This window comes from Mycobacterium sp. Marseille-P9652 (genome assembly GCF_902652685.1).
GTDB lineage: Bacteria > Actinomycetota > Actinomycetes > Mycobacteriales > Mycobacteriaceae > Mycobacterium.
Window position 1 is genome coordinate 1 of record NZ_CACRUY010000047.1, and the last position, 16,814, is coordinate 16,814.

Annotated in this window: 14 protein-coding genes and 1 tRNA gene; 9 read left to right on the forward strand and 6 right to left on the reverse strand. The window is 68.0% G+C overall.

Going from position 1 to position 16,814, the window contains the following annotated elements:
* The 4 genes from GPY60_RS20585 to GPY60_RS20600 all read left to right on the forward strand — a co-directional run.
* Positions 1 to 2,230 (forward strand): ATP-binding cassette domain-containing protein (locus GPY60_RS20585; protein WP_197283767.1); only part of this gene is annotated, 2,230 nt, incomplete at its 5' end.
* 76 nt (positions 2,231 to 2,306) lie between these two features.
* Positions 2,307 to 2,747 carry a DUF402 domain-containing protein gene (locus GPY60_RS20590; protein ID WP_156689551.1) on the forward strand — a complete coding sequence of 147 codons (441 nt, stop codon included), beginning with the start codon at positions 2,307 to 2,309 and terminating at the stop codon, positions 2,745 to 2,747.
* 43 nt (positions 2,748 to 2,790) lie between these two features.
* A complete protein-coding gene (ligD, locus tag GPY60_RS20595) occupies positions 2,791 to 3,789 on the forward strand; it encodes a non-homologous end-joining DNA ligase (protein ID WP_156689552.1) in 999 nt (332 codons plus the stop codon).
* A 42-nt stretch (positions 3,790 to 3,831) separates the two neighbouring features.
* Positions 3,832 to 4,242, forward strand: a complete 411-nt coding sequence (locus tag GPY60_RS20600; protein WP_156689553.1) for a hypothetical protein — start codon at positions 3,832 to 3,834, stop codon at positions 4,240 to 4,242.
* A gap of 27 nt (positions 4,243 to 4,269) precedes the next feature.
* On the opposite strand, the gene GPY60_RS20605 is transcribed toward GPY60_RS20600, so the two are convergent.
* The 5 genes from GPY60_RS20605 to polA all read right to left on the reverse strand — a co-directional run bounded on the left by GPY60_RS20605 (position 4,270) and on the right by polA (position 11,204).
* Positions 4,270 to 5,235 (reverse strand): DUF2889 domain-containing protein, encoded by a 966-nt coding sequence (locus GPY60_RS20605; protein WP_156689554.1) that lies wholly within the window; start codon positions 5,233 to 5,235, stop codon positions 4,270 to 4,272.
* A gap of 6 nt (positions 5,236 to 5,241) precedes the next feature.
* The gene (gene coaE, locus GPY60_RS20610) at positions 5,242 to 6,456 is read right to left on the reverse strand and encodes a dephospho-CoA kinase (RefSeq protein ID WP_156689555.1); all 1,215 of its coding nucleotides are present in this window, start codon (positions 6,454 to 6,456) and stop codon (positions 5,242 to 5,244) included.
* Positions 6,457 to 6,471: 15 nt separating this feature from the next.
* Positions 6,472 to 7,923 (reverse strand): 30S ribosomal protein S1, encoded by a 1,452-nt coding sequence (gene rpsA / locus GPY60_RS20615; protein WP_156689556.1) that lies wholly within the window; start codon positions 7,921 to 7,923, stop codon positions 6,472 to 6,474.
* Between the two features lie 122 nt (positions 7,924 to 8,045).
* A complete protein-coding gene (locus GPY60_RS20620; RefSeq protein ID WP_156689557.1) occupies positions 8,046 to 8,492 on the reverse strand; it encodes a DMT family transporter in 447 nt (148 codons plus the stop codon).
* 48 nt (positions 8,493 to 8,540) lie between these two features.
* Positions 8,541 to 11,204 (reverse strand): DNA polymerase I, encoded by a 2,664-nt coding sequence (polA, locus tag GPY60_RS20625; RefSeq protein ID WP_156689582.1) that lies wholly within the window; start codon positions 11,202 to 11,204, stop codon positions 8,541 to 8,543.
* A gap of 164 nt (positions 11,205 to 11,368) precedes the next feature.
* Here polA and GPY60_RS20630 point away from each other — a divergent pair, with 164 nt between their 5' ends.
* Entirely contained in the window at positions 11,369 to 11,812 is a 444-nt protein-coding gene (locus tag GPY60_RS20630) for a Zn-ribbon domain-containing OB-fold protein (RefSeq protein ID WP_156689558.1), read from the forward strand.
* Positions 11,813 to 11,847: 35 nt separating this feature from the next.
* Positions 11,848 to 13,011 (forward strand): lipid-transfer protein, encoded by a 1,164-nt coding sequence (locus tag GPY60_RS20635; protein WP_156689583.1) that lies wholly within the window; start codon positions 11,848 to 11,850, stop codon positions 13,009 to 13,011.
* 122 nt (positions 13,012 to 13,133) lie between these two features.
* Here GPY60_RS20635 and GPY60_RS20640 read toward each other — a convergent pair whose 3' ends face one another.
* The gene (locus GPY60_RS20640; RefSeq protein ID WP_156689559.1) at positions 13,134 to 13,751 is read right to left on the reverse strand and encodes an ANTAR domain-containing response regulator; all 618 of its coding nucleotides are present in this window, start codon (positions 13,749 to 13,751) and stop codon (positions 13,134 to 13,136) included.
* Positions 13,752 to 13,864: 113 nt separating this feature from the next.
* On the opposite strand from GPY60_RS20640, the gene GPY60_RS20645 reads away from it, so the two are divergent.
* The 3 genes from GPY60_RS20645 to GPY60_RS20655 all read left to right on the forward strand — a co-directional run bounded on the left by GPY60_RS20645 (position 13,865) and on the right by GPY60_RS20655 (position 16,616).
* Positions 13,865 to 13,938 (forward strand) — tRNA-Leu (locus tag GPY60_RS20645).
* Between the two features lie 339 nt (positions 13,939 to 14,277).
* The gene (locus tag GPY60_RS20650) at positions 14,278 to 16,104 is read left to right on the forward strand and encodes a hypothetical protein (RefSeq protein WP_156689560.1); all 1,827 of its coding nucleotides are present in this window, start codon (positions 14,278 to 14,280) and stop codon (positions 16,102 to 16,104) included.
* A gap of 287 nt (positions 16,105 to 16,391) precedes the next feature.
* Positions 16,392 to 16,616: a hypothetical protein gene (locus tag GPY60_RS20655; RefSeq protein WP_156689561.1), complete on the forward strand. Its 225-nt coding sequence runs from the start codon at positions 16,392 to 16,394 to the stop codon at positions 16,614 to 16,616.
* Positions 16,617 to 16,814: the final 198 nt, after the last annotated feature.

Consider the following 16,814-nt stretch of genomic DNA (forward strand, 5'->3'; position numbering starts at 1 on the left):
CCCCCCGAACGCGCCGCAAAGGCCCCCCGTGGCGCCGCCGCGTCCGGCAGCGTCACCGCGGCGCGCGCCGACGTCGGCGATGCCGCTGCCGGGGACACCCCCTGACCAGGTGACCGTGGTCAACGCCGAGTCGGCCGCCAGGTCCTCCGCCGCGCCGCCCGAGGCGGCTGAGAGCGCCACCCCGGAGCCGACGCCGGCCGCGGAGTTCACCGTCATCGACGCCAAGACGGCCGACGTGTCGAACCTGGCGACCAGGATGGTGAAATTCCTCACCCCCCGCGCGTCGCACGACCAGGCCGAGGCGGTGACGATCGGCCGCGCCGCCGACAACGACATCGTCGTCTCCGACGTGCTGGCCTCGCGTCGGCACGCGACGCTGGTGCAGACGCGGCTCGGAACCGAGATCAGGGACGAGAGCGTCAACGGGACGTTCGTCAACGGCACCCGGGTGGGGTCCGCGATCCTGTCCGAGGACGACGTCGTGACCATCGGCAACGTCGACCTGGAGTTCCGCAACGGCACGCTCGTGCCCAGCAGCGAAGCCGCATCGCGCACAGGCGGTTTGGAGGTCAAGGGCGTCAAGTACGTCGTCGACAACGGCAAGCAGCTGCTCGACAACATCTCGCTGACCGCCCGCCCCGGCACCCTGACCGCCGTGATCGGCGGCTCGGGCGCCGGGAAGAGCACGCTGGCCCGGCTGATCGCCGGCTACGCGCGCCCCACGTCGGGCTCGGTGAGCTTCGAGGGACACGACATCCACGCCGAGTACGCCTCGTTGCGCAGCAGGATCGGCATGGTGCCGCAGGACGACGTGGTGCACCGCCAGCTGACGGTGAACCAGGCCCTCGGTTACGCCGCCGAGCTGCGGCTGCCGCCCGACACCAGCAAGGCCGACCGCGCCAAGGTTGTCGAGAAGGTGCTGGGCGAGCTCGACCTCACCAAGCACGCCGACACCCGCGTCGACAAGCTCTCCGGCGGTCAACGCAAACGCGCCTCCGTGGCACTCGAGCTGCTCACCGGGCCGTCGCTGCTCATCCTCGACGAGCCAACCTCGGGGCTGGACCCGGCGCTCGACTACCAGGTCATGACCATGCTGCGGCAGTTGGCCGACGCCGGCCGCGTGGTGATCGTGGTGACGCACATGCTGTCCTACCTCGACACCTGCGACCAGCTGCTGCTGGTGGCGCCGGGCGGTAAGACGGCCTACTGCGGCCCGCCCGACCGGATCGGCGACGCGATGGGGACCACCAACTGGGCCAAGATCTTCACCAAGGTCGGCGCCGACCCGGAGGAGGCGAACCGGCGCTTCATCGAGCGAAGCGAGGCCCAGAGGCGGCCCCAGAAACTCATGGCGGACCGCGACGAGGAGCCGGGCGACATCGGCAAGCCGGTCCACACGAGCGTGCGGCGCCAGGTTTCCACGGTCGCCCGGCGCCAGGTCCGCCTCGTCGTCGCCGACCGCGCGTACTTCGTCTTCCTGGCGCTGCTGCCGTTCATCCTGGGGGCCCTGTCCCTGACCGTCCCGGGCAGCAAGGGTTTTCGCGTTCCGGGCCCGAACGCCGGGACGCCCGACGAGGCGGTGCAGATCCTGGCCCTGCTGCTGCCGGCCGCGGCGTTCATGGGCACCGCGCTGACGATCCGCGATCTGGTGGGCGAGCGCCCCATCTTCCAGCGCGAGCAGGCGGTCGGGTTGTCGACGACGGCCTATCTGCTCGCCAAGACCGCGGTCTTCTGTGGGTTCGCGATTCTGCAGTCGGCGATCATCACCGCGATCGTGGTTCTCGGCAAGAGCGCGCCCGCGCGGGGCGCCGTGCTGTTCGGCCATTCGACCGCGGGGGCCGCCCTCGAACTGTTCGCTACCGTCGCGGCGACCTGCGTCGCCTCGGCCATTCTCGGCCTGGCGATCTCGTCGCTGGTGAGGTCCAGCGAACAGATCATGCCGCTGTTCGTCGTGGCGGTCATGGCGCAGCTGGTGCTGTGCGGCGGCATGGTGCCGGTGACGGGCCGGCTGGGGCTCGACCAGCTGTCGTTCGCGATGCCCGCGCGGTGGGGCTACGCCGCCGCGGCGTCGACGGTCGACCTGCGCCACCTGGTGCCCGAGTCGATGTTGAGCCAGGACAGGTTCTGGGAGCACACGTCCCGGGTCTGGCTGATCGACATGGGCATGCTGGCCGCGTTGTCGCTGTGCTACGCCGGCTTCGTGCGGTGGAAGATCCGCTTGCGTCGATAGGCTGACGACCATTCATCCGCCCAAGCACGAGACGTTCGACCTCCGGGCCCGCACCAACACCGACCCGAAGGGCATCGTGCGGGGCGTCGACGAGTACGTCGTGCGACCGTGGGGGCTCTACCTGGCCCGGCCGACCCCGGGCCGCGCCCAGTTCCACTACCTCGAGTCGTGGCTGCTGCCCTCGATCGGGCTGCGCGCCACGGTCTTTCATTTCAATCCCGGCCATGAACGCGATCACGACTACTACCTCGACGTCGGCGATTACACGCCCGGCCGCGACGTGTGGCACTCCGAGGATCACTATCTCGACATCGAGGTCCGCACGGGCGTGCGTGCGGCGCTGGCCGACGTCGACGAGTTGCTCGAGGCCGTCCGTCACGGCCTGCTGACGGCTGAGGTCGGCGAGCGGGCCGTGCGCCGCGCGGTGGACGCCGTGGACGGGTTGGCCCGCAACGGTTACGACCTGTCGCGGTGGCTGGGCGGCATGGGCATGGAACTCACCTGGCGCGGGCGGTAACCGGACGGGTCAATGGCCCTGCTCGCGGCGGTACCGTTCGGGAATGGACTTCGCCGGTCTGCCCGCATCCGTGCGCGCCCTGTTGCGCGACGAGGCGGTGCCCGACTGGCGGGCGCCGACATTGGCGACGCTGACCGACGAGCGGTTCTCCGATCCGCGGTGGATCTTCGAGCGCAAGTTCGACGGGATGCGCTGCCTGGCCTTCCGCGACGGTGACCAAGTGCGGCTGCTGTCGCGAAACCGCCAGCCGCTCAACGGAACCTATCCCGAGCTGGTCGACGCGCTCGCCGCGCAGCGCACCGCACGGTTCGTCGTGGACGGTGAGGTGGTGGCGTTCGAGGGCCGCCGCACCAGCTTCTCCCGACTGCAGGGTCGCCTCGGCATCTCCGATCCCGAGGCGGCCCGGGCGTCGCCGGTCCGGATCTATTACTACCTGTTCGACCTGCTGCACGTCGAAGGCAAGTCAACGATCGACCTGCCCCTGCTCACGCGTAAGCGACTGCTGCGCAACGCGATCGAGTTCGCCGACCCGCTGCGGTACACCCCGCACCGGCTTGAGGACGGCCTGGCCGCCTACCGCGCCGCCTGCGCACGCGGCGACGAAGGGGTGATCGCGAAGCTGGCCGAGTCGCGATACGACAGTGGCCGGTCGAAGAATTGGCTGAAGTTCAAGTGCGTACGGGACCAGGAGTTCGTGGTGGGTGGCTATACCAGCCCCAGGGGCAGCCGGGTGGAGCTGGGCGCGCTGCTGCTCGGGTACTACGACGGCCGGGACCTGGTCTACGCCGGCAAAGTGGGCACCGGTTTCGACGAGGCCACCCTGCGCCGCCTCCACGAGAGGCTGTCGACGCTCGCCCGCGAAACCCCGCCCTTCTCCCTGGGACTCGGCCGGCTCGGCGACGCCCACTGGGTGCGGCCGGAACTGGTGGTCCAGATCGGTTTCACCGAGTGGACGCGCGACGGGAAGCTCCGCCACCCGCGTTACCTCGGCGTCCGCACCGACAAGAACGCCGGCGAGGTCGTGCGGGAGACGGGGGCCTGAGCCCTTGGTCCCCCGCTCGCGCTGGGCGTAATGTCAGCGACTATGAGCTGCATCGGCCGCAGGCTCCTGCCGATCGTGACCCTCATCGCCGTTGGCTCCCAGCTGAGTCCGGCGACCGCGCGGGCGGACCTGCACAACATCACCTACCGCGCCAGGATCGACGCGCTGACCACCGGCAGCCAGGCCACCTTCATCATCAACGGCGGCCAGACGAACACCGCCAACCTTCCGTCCATGCCCGGCAACGCATTCGAAGCCAACACAGTGCTGCCCGACCCGGCGCAGGCCGGCATGCGGATAGTGCTGCATTTCCCGTACTCGGCGAACGTCCACTGCGAGATCGACGTCGACGACAACGTTTTCACCCAGGCCGACCAACTGGTCAGGCCGGCACCCGGCAACGCCGATCCCAACAACGGCGCGCTGGCCTGCGGCGCACCGCTGCCCGCCTGAGTCCGATTGCCCGACTCCCATACAGGCTTACCGGCTATCCAACAGGGCATCCAGATCGGCGATCGCGCGCAACGTGTCGTTGAGGTGGGTGCAGGTGCTGGTGCCGACGAATTCGCCGCGGACGCGATCGCGTAACTCGGCCAGAGTCATACCCCGGATGCGGGACGCGCTACCGATTGCCCCCGGGCATTCCTGCCAGGGCAACACCCGCACTTCGGCGTTCACCCCGGTGATCACCCGCCGTGAGGCGTCGATCGTGCCGGCGACCGTGTACTCGTGCACGATCGTTTCCACCAAGTCGTCGTCCACGTGAGAGTCGCGGAAGTGGGCCTGGAACTGCGCCGGCCCGGTGTCGAATTCCGCCAGATCCAGACGTCGGTATCTGCGCATTCCGCGCGCTCGGAGCGGCTCCACTTCGTGTAGTCCGCTCAGCGGTGGCGCCACCGGCCCACGGCCCGTCGGGATGACATCGTGCCGCCGGGTGTACGCGATCAGCGAAGCGTCCGGCGCGAAACCGGCACAGATCCCGGCCATTCGGTCGGCGATGCCCGGCGGCATCTTCTCTTCGACACCGTCGACGATGGCCGCGTGTTGGGTGGCGTATCCGGACACCAGGGTTGCACCGACCCAGTCGTCGAGCAGCAGATGCAGCAGGCTGGCGCGCTCCGCTTCCTCAGGAAACAGCCGGCCAACCTTCGCCCGGAATCCGGCGCCAACGCGACAGCCCAGCAGTGCGTCGAGGCCGGCGGGCGACGTGATGTCGTCGACGACCTGATCGGTGAGATGTGCCTCCATTCGGATCTCACCGAGCACTTCGACGCGTCCGTCCTCAGCGCCCACCACGTCGCGCGCCCGCAGGTCGGCCAGGGAGCCGCCCGCACCATCCGGATGGGTGTCGATGGTGCTGGTGCGCCGCCGTCGTCCGGCCACCAGCCGCGGCGCCTCGTCCACGAAGGGCCGCCGTGGGCCCACAATGTTGTCGACGAACGGCATGGTGGCTCAGGGCTTCCAGCCGGTGGCGTCGGCCCACTCCCACGCCCGCTCATAGGCGTCGGCGAACCACGGCTCCTTGGCCTCGGCGTACGACGCGATGTCGCCGTCCGCGCGCTCGGCGGCCGCCCGCTTGACGTTCACGTACTCGGCCGCCACCTCGGGCTCCGCGGTCAACCAGTCCACGAACAGCAGGGCGAACTGCTGGTCGGGCCAGCCGTCGACCCGCAGGTGTACGTTGGTCGGCCGGCCGGGATCGGCCGAGCCGTGAAAACGCTTGCGCCACAACGATGGATCGTCGCTGTGGTCGTACTCCTCGACGCGGCTGCGGGCGTGCGGCTTGGGGACGTCCTCGGTGATGTGCTCGGCGCGCGGGTACCCCGCGGCGAGCAGCGCCTCGGCGAGTTCGTCGGCGACCCCGAGGGATTCGACGGTGACCTGGATGTCGATGACGTCCTTGGCGACCAGTTCGGGGACGGCGCTGGAGCCGATGTGGTCGACGCGCAACGCCCGGTGCCCGCACGCCGTCCGGAGCCGGTTGACGATCCGCCGGGCCTGGTCGGGCCACGTGGGGTCGGGTGCGACGAGCCGCACGGCGCTTGGAGGGACCCGTCGCTCGCTGAGGTTGTGGGCGAACGGCAGGATCCGGTCGTTCCAGATCTCGCGGGCGGTGCGCACCAGATCGTCCGGGGTGCCCGAGTTGTCCACCCATATGTCCGCCACGGCGCGGCGCTGCTCGTCGGTGGCTTGGGCGGCAATGCGGGCGCGGGCGTCGGATTCGGGCATGCCGCGCTGATCGACCAGCCGCCGCAGCCGCACCTCGACGTCGGCATACACGATGACGACGAGCGGGAACAGCGGCGCCATCCCGGATTCGACCAGCAGCGGAATGTCCTCCACCACCACCGAGTCGTCGGGCACGGACGCGATGATCTCGGCGCGCCGCTTGCCCACGAGGGGATGCACGATGCCGTTGAGCTTCTTGCGCGCCTCGTCGTCCCGAAACGCCTTGGCGGCCAACGCCGGTCGGTCCAGCGAACCGTCGGGCAGCAGGATGTCGTCGCCGAAGGCCTCGACGAGCGCCTCGAGCCCCTCGGTGCCGGGCGCGACCACCTCGCGGGCGATCACGTCACCGTCGACCACGACTGCGCCCCACCGCGCGAACGAGGACGACAGCGCCGACTTTCCGGCGCCGATGCCACCGGTCAACCCGATACGGAGCATGCCGGAAACGCAGCGTTACGCGTTGCCGGCGAGTTTCTCCCGCAGCGCGGCCAATTGGGCGTCGCTGGCCAGCGAACCGCCGGCCGCCTTCTCCTCGCGCCCACCGCCGGAGCCGGACGACTGGTCGCCGCCCGTGCCGTGGCCGGCCGCCTCGGCGGCGGCGAACTTCTCCATCTGCGCGGTGTGCATCTTGTGCCGGCGCTCGGCCTCGGCGTAGCGGGCCTCCCACTCGGCGCGCTGGGCGTCGAAACCTTCCATCCACTCGTTGGTCTCGGCGTCGAAGCCCTCGGGGAAGATGTAGTTGCCCTGCTCGTCGTAGCTGTCGGCCATGCCGTACTTCGCCGGGTCGAACTCCTCGGTGTAGTCCTCGTTGGCCTGCTTGAGCGACAACGAGATCCGGCGGCGCTCCAGGTCGATGTCGATGACCTTGACCATCGCGTCGTCGCCGACGGCGACCACCTGGTCGGGCACCTCGACGTGGCGCTCGGCCAGCTCGGAGATGTGCACCAGGCCCTCGATGCCCTCCTCGACGCGGACGAACGCGCCGAACGGCACCAGCTTGGTGACCTTGCCGGGCACGATCTGGCCGATGGCGTGCGTGCGGGCGAAGTGCCGCCACGGGTCTTCCTGAGTCGCCTTGAGCGACAACGACACCCGCTCGCGGTCCATGTCGACGTCGAGCACCTCGACGGTGACCTCGTCGCCCACCTGCACCACCTCGGACGGGTGGTCGATGTGCTTCCAGGACAGCTCGGAGACGTGCACCAGGCCGTCCACCCCGCCCAGGTCGACGAACGCGCCGAAGTTGACGATGGACGAGACCACGCCCTTGCGGATGGCGCCCTTCTGCAGCTGGTTGAGGAACTCGCTGCGCACCTCGGACTGCGTCTGCTCCAGCCAGGCCCGGCGCGACAGGACCACGTTGTTGCGGTTCTTGTCGAGCTCGATGATCTTGGCCTCGATCTCCTTGCCGATGTACGGCTGCAGGTCGCGCACGCGCCGCATCTCGACCAGCGAGGCGGGCAGGAAGCCGCGCAATCCGATGTCGAGGATCAGGCCGCCCTTGACGACCTCGATGACCGTGCCCTTGACGGCCTCGTCCTTCTCCTTGAGCGCCTCGATGGTGCCCCAGGCGCGCTCGTACTGCGCGCGCTTCTTGGACAGGATCAGGCGGCCCTCTTTGTCCTCCTTGGTGAGAACCAGGGCCTCGACCTCGTCGCCCACGGAAACGACCTCGGAGGGGTCGACGTCGTGCTTGATCGAGAGCTCGCGGGCGGGGATGACCCCCTCGGTCTTGTAGCCGATGTCGAGGAGCACCTCGTCCCGGTCAACTTTGACGATCGTGCCCTCCACGATGTCGCCATCGTTGAAGTATTTGATCGTTTTATCTATTGCTGCGAGAAAGTCCTCGCTGGAGCCAATGTCGTTGACGGCTACTTGGGGCGAGGTGACGGTGGGACTCGGCATGTGGTGGGTTGCTCCGGACAGGTTGGGTCGTAGGGACAAAACGGGATTTACCTGTTGAGGCTACTCGACACAGGACATGCTGGCCAAACCAGTCGCGGTGGGGCGGGTGGGCGCGCTGCCGGTCAGAACTTCGCGATCAGCACGACCCCGCCGACCATCAGCGCTCCCCCGAGGCATCTGCCCAGGCTGATGGGGTGCGGAGCCACCCGCAGCCAGCCGAAATGGTCGATGAACAACGACATGATCAGCGCCGCCGTGACGGTGAAACCCATGAAGGTGCCCGCCCCGACCCTGTTCACCAGGGTCAGGCCGGCGTAGACCTGCACCGCGCCGACCAGGCCGCCGATCACCGCCCACCAGGGCATCGCGGCGATGTCCTTCGCGGTGGGCAGGGGCTTGGGCATCAACAGGAACGCCGCGACGAAGAAGACGGTGATGACCGCGAACGAGACCGCCGACGCCAGCCACGGATTGATCAGGTGCTTGTACAGCTGCCCGTTCATGGCCGCCCCGCACGTCTGAAGCGCACCGCCGAGAACAATGAACGGAATCATCCAGGCTGCGTTCACAGCGCTCCTTCTCGGTGTCGGACAAGGGGTTCCGGCGCTCGCACGCGGCTAATGTGCCGCCGAGTCCCAGGAGCGACCGTATCCAACCGAAACCTCGAGCGGGACGTCGAGCGGGTAAGCGCCGCCCATCTTTTCGCGCGCCAGCGTCTCGACCCGCTCGCGCTCGCCGGGCGCGATCTCGAACAGCAGCTCGTCGTGGACCTGCAGCAGCATCCGCGACGCCAGCCCCGCCTCGTTGATCGCCTTGTCCACCTCGATCATGGCCACCTTGATGATGTCGGCGGCGCTGCCCTGGATGGGCGCGTTGAGCGCCGCGCGCTCGGCCGCCTCGCGCACCTGCCGGTTGCTGCTGTCGAGTTCGGGGAGGTAGCGCCGCCGCCCGAACACCGTCGACGTGTAGCCGTCCTTGCGGGCCTGCTCGACGACGGCCATCAGGTAGTCGCGCACCCCGCCGAACCGGGCGAAGTACTGGTCCATCTGCTCTTTGGCCTCCTCGGTGGAGATCTTGAGCTGCGCCGACAGCCCGTAGGCGCTCAGCCCGTACGCGAGCCCGTATGACATCGCCTTGACCCGGCGGCGCAACTCCGGGGTCACCTCGTCGATCGGCACGCCGAACGCGCGGGACGCGACGAACGAGTGCAGGTCCTCCCCCGTGTTGAACGCCTCGATCAGGCCCTCGTCCTTGGACAGATGCGCCATGATGCGCATCTCGATCTGGCTGTAGTCGGCGGTCATCAGCTCCGAGTAGCCGGCGCCCACCACGAACGCGTCGCGGATCTGGCGGCCGGCGTCGGTGCGGATCGGAATGTTCTGCAGGTTGGGCTCGGTCGACGACAACCTGCCGGTCGCCGCGATCGTCTGGTTGAACGTGGTGTGGATCCGGCCGTCGTCGGCCACCGAGTTCAGCAACCCGTCCACGGTCACCTTCAGCCGGGTGACGTCGCGGTGGACGAGCATGTGCTGCAGGAACGGGTGCCCGGTCTTGTCGAACAGCGACTGCAGGGCGTCGGCGTCGGTGGTGTATCCGGTCTTGGTGCGCTTGGTCTTCGGCATGCCGAGCTCGTCGAACAGCACCGCTTGCAGCTGCTTGGGCGACCCGAGGTTGATCTGCTTGCCGATCACCGCGTAGGCCGCCTCGGCGGCATCGCGGATTTCGTCGCCGAACTGGCTCTGCAACTCGCCGAGCATTTGCAGATCCACGGCGATGCCGGCGCTTTCCATGTTCGCCAGCACCCGCTGCACGGGCAGCTCCATGTCGGCCAGCAACGCGGTCGAGTCGATGCGGTCCAGCTCGGCGTCGAGCGCGTCGGCGAGGTCGACCACGGCCCGCGCGCGCAGCACCAAGGTCTGGACCGCCTGCTCGTCCACCCCCTCGATGTCATCGAGCAGCGAAAGCTGTTGCTGCTCGGGCGATTCCGCGCGCAGTTCGCGGCGCAGGTAGCGCAACGACAGATCGTCGAGGGTGAAGCTGCGCTGCCCCGGCCGCACCAGGTAGGCCGCCAGCGCGGTGTCGGAGGTGATGCCCCGCAGCGTCCAGCCCCGCCCCGCCACGTCGTGGATGGCCAGCTTCGCCTCGTGCAGCGCCTTGGGTTTCGCCGGGTCGCCGAGCCACTCGCCCAGCGCGGCGTCGTCCTCGGGCGTCAGGGTCGCCGTCTCGATGTAGGCGCCCTCGCCGTCGGCGGCCGCGACGGCCAGCGCGGTCGCGTCGCCGCCGTGGGGCAGGTGGGTGCCCGCGATGGCCAGCCCGGAACGGCGCCCGTCGCCGGCGTGCTCGGCCAGCCACTGCCCGACGGTTCCCGGCTCCAGCGCCCCGCCGCGGACGTCGAAGCCCTCGTCGACCTCCGGTTCGACCGCGGCCAGCGTGTCGAACAGCCGGTCGCGCAGCACCCGGAACTCCAGGTCGTCGAACAGCCGGTGGATGTGGTCGCGGTCCCACGGCTGCATCCGCAGCGTGTCCGGTGTCTGGGCCAGCGGCACGTCGCGAATCAGCTCGGTGAGGTCGCGGTTGCGGATGACGTTGGCCAGGTGCGCGCGCAGCGCGTCGCCGACCTTGCCGCGCACCGCCTCGACGTTGTCGACCAGCGATTGCAGCGAGCCGTACTCGATGATCCACTTCGACGCGGTCTTCTCCCCGACACCGGGGATGCCGGGCAGGTTGTCGCTGGGATCCCCGCGCAGCGCGGCGAAATCCGGGTACTGCGTGGGCGTGAGCCCGTACTTCTCGACGACGGCCTCGGGGGTGAACCGGGTCAGCTCGCTGACGCCCTTGCGGGGGTATAGCACCGTCACGTCGTCGCTGACCAGCTGCAGCGAGTCGCGGTCGCCGCTGACCACCAGGACGCGGTAGCCCTCGTTCTCGGCCTGGGTGGCCAGCGTCGCGATCAGGTCGTCGGCCTCGAAGCCCGGCTCGGAGAGCACCGTGATGCCCAGCGCGCCAAGCACCTCCTTGGTGATGTCGATCTGGCCGTGGAACTCGTCTGGCGTCGAGGACCGGTTCGCCTTGTATTCGGGGTAGCGCTCGGAGCGGAACGTCTGGCGCGACACGTCGAAGGCGGCGGCGACGTGCGTGGGCGCCTCGTCGCGCAGCAGGTTGATCAGCATGGCGGTGAAGCCGTAGACCGCGTTGGTCGTCAGCCCGCCGCGGGTCTTGAAGTTCTCGGCGGGCAGCGCGTAAAACGCCCGGAAGGCCAGCGAATTGCCGTCCAGCAACATCAGCGTGGGCTTGGCGGTGTCCGCGTCGGCGGTGCCGGAGGCCTTAATCGCGGTTTTCGCGGCAGTCACGGCTCTCACTCTAGGCATCGGGTCCGACGGCCTACGCGGGCCGCCCAAACTGCAACACGTTTCAGTTTTGCCGGGCCGCTGGGTACGCTGGCCCGGTGCCAGAGGTCACCCGCCAGGAACCCGCGATCGACGGATGGTTCGCCACCGACGACGCGGGCCAGCCCCATCTGATCGGCAGCAAATGCCCCGCGTGCGGCACTTACGTCTTTCCGCCGCGCGAGAACAATTGCCCCAACCCCGCCTGCGCCGGCGACACGCTCGACGCCGTCGCGCTGTCGACGCGCGGCACGCTGTGGAGCTACACCGAGAACCGGTATGCCCCGCCCGCGCCCTACCGGGCCGCCGACCCCTTCGAGCCGTTCGCCATCGCCGCGGTCGAGTTGGCCGACGAGGGGATCATCGTGCTGGGCAAGGTGGTCGAGGGCACGCTGGCCGCCGACCTCAAGGTCGGCATGCAGATGGAGCTGACCACCATGCCGCTCTTCACCGACGACGACGGCGTCGAGCGCTTCGTATATGCCTGGAAGGTGGCCTCGTGAGCACACCCGAACCGCTCTACATCCTCGGCGCCGGCATGCACCCCTGGGGCAAGTGGGGCCGGGACTTCACCGAATACGGGGTGGTCGCCGCGCGCGCCGCCCTGGCCGAGGCGGGGCTGGACTGGCGGCAGATCCAGCTGGTCGCCGGGGCCGACACCATCCGCAACGGCTACCCGGGCTTCATCGCCGGTTCGACGTTCGCGCAGAAGCTCGGCTGGAACGGCGTGCCGGTGAGCTCCAGCTACGCCGCCTGCGCCAGCGGCTCGCAGGCGTTGCAGAGCGCACGCGCCCACATCCTGGCCGGGTTCTGCGACGTCGCGCTGGTGATCGGCGCCGACACCACCCCCAAGGGGGCGTTCGCGCCGGTCGGCGGGGAACGCAAGAACGACCCGGACTGGCAGCGCTTCCACCTCATCGGTGCGATGAACCCGGTGTACTTCGCGCTGCTCGCGCGGCGCCGCATGGACCTGTACGGGGCGACGTCGGAGGACTTCGCCCGGGTGAAGGTCAAGAACTCGCAGCACGGGCTGCAGAACCCGAACGCCCGCTATCGCAAGGAATCCTCGGTCGAGGACGTGCTCGCCAGCCCGGTCGTCTCCGACCCGCTGCGACAGCTCGACATCTGCGCCACCTCCGACGGCGCCGCGGCGCTGATCGTGGCCAGTGCGGACTTCGCCCGCAAGCACCTCGGCTCGCTCGACGGCGTGCCGTCGGTGCGCGCGGTCAGCACGGTCACCCCGCGCTACCCGCAGCACCTACCCGAATTGCCCGACATCGCAACGGATTCCACGGCCGCGGTGCCGGCGCCCGACCGGGTGTTCAAGGACCAGATCCTCGACGCGGCCTACGCCGAGGCGGGCATCGGGCCCGAGGACATCAGCCTGGCCGAGGTCTACGACCTGTCCACCGCGCTGGAGCTCGACTGGTACGAGCACCTCGGGCTGTGCCCGAAGGGTGAGGCCGAGGGGCTACTGCGCAGCGGCGCGACCGCCCTGGGCGGCAAGGTGCCCGTCAACCCGTCGGGCGGGTTGGCGTGCTTCGGCGAGGCCATCCCCGCGCAGGCCATCGCGCAGGTGTGCGAGCTCACCTGGCAGTTGCGGGGGCAGGCCACCGGCCGGCAGGTGGAGAACGCCACCGTCGGCGTCACCGCGAACCAGGGGCTGTTCGGGCACGGCTCGTCGGTGATCGTCGCGCGCTGACCCTGAACCCGGCGCGCCGAGACTGAACCCGGCGCGTCGAGACTGAACTCAGCGCGCGCAATCGCCGAATTGGGCGATGTGGATCCAGGCTCGATGCCGCCAGTTCAGGCTCGACGTCCCTGCTACTCGCCCTCGGGCTTGTCGAGCGTTTCCAGGACCACCTCGGCCACCCGCTTCATTGTGGTCCGGCGGTCCATGGCGGCCCGTTGGATCCACTTGAACGCCTCGGGCTCGGTCATGCCCTGCTTGGTCTGCAGCAGGCCCTTGGCGCGCTCGACGAGCTTGCGCGTCTCCAGCCGATCGGACAGGGAGGCCACCTCCCGCTCGAGCTCGGTGAGTTCGCCGAACCGGCTGACGGCCAGTTCGATGGCCGGAATGAGGTCGCTGATCGTGAACGGCTTGACGAGATAGGCCATCGCTCCGGCGTCGCGGGCGCGCTCAACCAGGTCGCGCTGGCTGAAGGCGGTCAGCACCACGATCGGGGCGATCCGCTTGCTCGCGATCTCGGCCGCCGCGTCGATGCCGTCCCTGCGTGGCATCTTCACGTCCATGATGACCAGATCGGGCTTATGGCGCTCGGCCAGCTCGACGGCCTCCTGCCCGTCGCCGGCCTCGCCGACGATCTCGTAACCCTCCTCTCGCAGCATCTCGGCGAGGTCCAGTCGGATGAGCGCTTCGTCTTCCGCGATCAGGACCCGGCGCGGTGCGGCGGCGTCAGTGTCGTTCGTGGGGCCGGTCATGACGAACATTGTCTCGTGAATGTCCCCGACCAGCGAACTCGGGGCGGTGAGACGGACGCCGGCACCATATCCCTTATGGTGGGAGGCTGCCTCTAACGTAGGAGGCCGAGTAAGCCCTCGTATCCCAACTGGCAGAGGAAACGGACTCAAAACCCGTCCAGTGTGGGTTCGAATCCCACCGAGGGCACATCGGGGTTAGGCGAAGTTTGCGCAGATCAGCCGCGTATTGCGGCGCGATCATCCTGTCTGGCTGCGCTTTTGGCGTGGTTCAGGCGGCATTCTTGCCTGAGGGCGGGCCGAGATCGCCTGTGCCGCAGCGATAGTCGCTACACAGATGAGCGAAAGTCGACACCCGTCGCCGCGATCGACCCCCATTCGGCCGCGCTACCACCCACCGGCCGGGGTCCGCCGGCTGGAAAGGTCCTGCCGACCGTGCAAATTTCACTCGCCGGATTTGCCGGAACCACTACCTACCGACGCACGAACTTTTACGCTGACCGAAGCAAGCCCCCAGCAGGAGGACAGCTTGACCGCGTCGTCGCTGAGGGCATTGTGGGACAACGGGGGCACGGTTCGTATGGCGACTCACACGGTTGAGCGGAGTGCAGCACGCGACGGTGCGGTCGCGAGTCCCGAAGAGCGGCTGGCCGCATCTTCGATGGACGGTCGCGACGAAAACGTGCCGAACTCGGAGGCCGCACCGCCCGACATACCGGCGCGACGAAAAGGCATCGTCGGCATGTTGGCGGCGGTCGCATGCACCGTTTTCGGCGCCAAGCTCATTACCATCTCGGCGCTCGGGTCGCCGGTGCCCTTGGTGGATCAGTGGGACGGGGAGGCGGCGGGTCTGTATGCGCCGTATCTAAAAGGCACCCTATCTTTGGCCGACCTGTTCGCCCACCTCAACGAACACCGCATCTTCCTTACCCGGGTGCTCGCACTGGTGCATCTGGAGTTGGCCGGCGAGTGGAATCCGCGCCTGGAGATGATTCTGTGCGCCCTTGTGCACACCGCGTTGATCACCTGGCTCACGGCGTTGCTGTTGCCCCTGGCCGCGCCGCGGCGCCGAATGCTTCTGTGCTGTTTCGTCGCAGTGCTCTTCGCGTTTCCGATCGGCTTCGAGAACACCCTTCTGGGCTTCAACTTTCATTTCTACCTCCCGTCCTTGTTCGGCATCGCGGCCTTGGTTGCGTTTGCCGCCGCGCGGCCGTTCTCGTTGCGCTGGTTCGGCGGATTGACTGCTGCGGTCTTCAGTTACTTGGCTTTTTCGTCAGGCATGGCCACCCTGGTGGCCGCTGGGGTGCTCGTGACTCTGCAGCTAGCGACCAACACCAGGAAGCGGTGTCCCCGCGAATTCGCCCCCGTGATCGTTCTGGCTGTTATCGCTGCGGCGATGGTTTGGTGGACATCGTCGGGCGCGAAACAATTGGTGGCGATCACGCCATGGACGATCCTCGAGGGACTGGTCCAATTCAGTGGCGCAGTCGTCCTCGCCCTGGTCCCGACGGTCTGGTTTTGCCGGCAGACACTGGCGAGGCGCCCCGCCATCTCCGACCCAGCATGGGTCGCAGTGGGGATAGCCGGCTGGGTGATCACGCTGGTTGCGATGCTCGCCTACGCCCGTGGGCCGATCGTCGCCCCGCGGTATGTCGACTTCCTGCTGCTTGTCTATCCGGTCGGGTTCATGGCGGTCTTGGCACTCATGGATAAGACGCCCGCCATGCGATTTGGTCGATTCGTCAGACCGGGCGCCATGGCATGGGTGCTGATTCTCGTAGCGGCCATCGCACACCTGAGCTACGAGGGATCGCGTGGCGCCATCGACTGGAGCAAATCGGCACGCCATCAGGCGGTCAACCTGCAGGCGTATCTCGCCACGGGGAACGTCGACCATCTCCGATCCAAAGGCGAGCAAGGTCTTGAGTTGCTGCTCTATTATCCGGACCCACCGCGGCTGACCGACATTCTGAAAGACCCTGATATCAGGGCGATTCTGCCGCCCGAATTCCGGCCCGCCGACGCTGACAACGCAGGGGTCCGAAACCGCATGTGGCTCAAGGGCACGCTCGCCACCGGCACCGCCGTTACGGTTCGCCTCCTACTCCGATCGGCCCCGGCGGTGCTTGCACTGGGGATCGGTTTGTTCTTCGCGATCGCAGCGCGCCGGAGTTTCCTGGCTGACGAAAACTTGCGACGAACCCTCCGAACATCGCTCCGGTTCCATCGGCCGGTCCGGGACGGCGGGTCAAGTCGACCGCCGCGGTCACGCCCAGCTCTCCTACACACCGGATGGCTACAAGCCCGGCGGTTGGCCCAGCTGGCAACGCTGCACCCGCTCGAAAGGGACGGTTGATCGGCGCGATCTCGATTGACGGCGACGGCGCAGGTAGCACGGGCACCGAACCGCCCAGTCGGCAGTCGGACCTGACGCATCGTTTCCGCTGATTCCACGGGGGCCGGGTCAGACGTTCGGCACGAAACAATTCCGAAAGAACGACAAAATCATTTTTGATCGAATTGCCGTTTGGCACACCCGTTTTCACTATTGGATAATTGCCAACAAGGGCTTCCGGAGCGAGAAATCGCGTTGTAGGGTTCGATTCACCACAATCTATTCGCCTCGGTCGACGGGGGTGAGTTATGACGCGTGCCAAAAAAAGATTCGGCCTCACCGTAGTCCTCGCTCTCACCGTCGGGTCGCTGAGCGGCTGCGCGTACGGCTGCGACGCGGCGGCCTCGTTATTCCAGGTCGCGGGCGATTCCATGGAGGGCAGCGACCACGCGCGGCTCAACGCGATCCCCGGTGATCAAGTCTGCATTCAGCACCCGCTGGGCCTGGGAGATCATCACGTCATAAATCTGTAAAAGTGGAAACGGACATTTCCGGATTATCGGCGCAATCCCGATACGTCTGGTGCCCGCTTTGCGAAATAGATAGTGCCTCGCCAACTTTGCTCGCCGGAAATGCACCGGCCGTCGAAACGACGTGCGCTCCGTGCTGATGACCCTCTTGACCGCGCGCGCAATGCGACGACACGCGCCGCATCAGCGGTTACGCTGTGA

Bases quoted from the DNA above. Each gene is read 5' to 3' on its own strand.
- ligD (WP_156689552.1), top strand. From the start codon at position 2,791: ATGGACTTCGCCGGTCTGCCCGCATCCGTGCGCGCCCTGTTGCGCGAC.
- GPY60_RS20600 (WP_156689553.1), top strand. From the start codon at position 3,832: ATGAGCTGCATCGGCCGCAGGCTCCTGCCGATCGTGACCCTCATCGCC.
- GPY60_RS20605 (WP_156689554.1), bottom strand. From the start codon at position 5,235: ATGCCGTTCGTCGACAACATTGTGGGCCCACGGCGGCCCTTCGTGGAC.
- coaE (WP_156689555.1), bottom strand. From the start codon at position 6,456: ATGCTCCGTATCGGGTTGACCGGTGGCATCGGCGCCGGAAAGTCGGCG.
- rpsA (WP_156689556.1), bottom strand. From the start codon at position 7,923: ATGCCGAGTCCCACCGTCACCTCGCCCCAAGTAGCCGTCAACGACATT.
- polA (WP_156689582.1), bottom strand. From the start codon at position 11,204: ATGTTGCTGGACGGCAATTCGCTGGCCTTCCGGGCGTTTTACGCGCTG.
- GPY60_RS20635 (WP_156689583.1), top strand. From the start codon at position 11,848: ATGCACCCCTGGGGCAAGTGGGGCCGGGACTTCACCGAATACGGGGTG.
- GPY60_RS20640 (WP_156689559.1), bottom strand. From the start codon at position 13,751: ATGACCGGCCCCACGAACGACACTGACGCCGCCGCACCGCGCCGGGTC.
- GPY60_RS20655 (WP_156689561.1), top strand. From the start codon at position 16,392: ATGACGCGTGCCAAAAAAAGATTCGGCCTCACCGTAGTCCTCGCTCTC.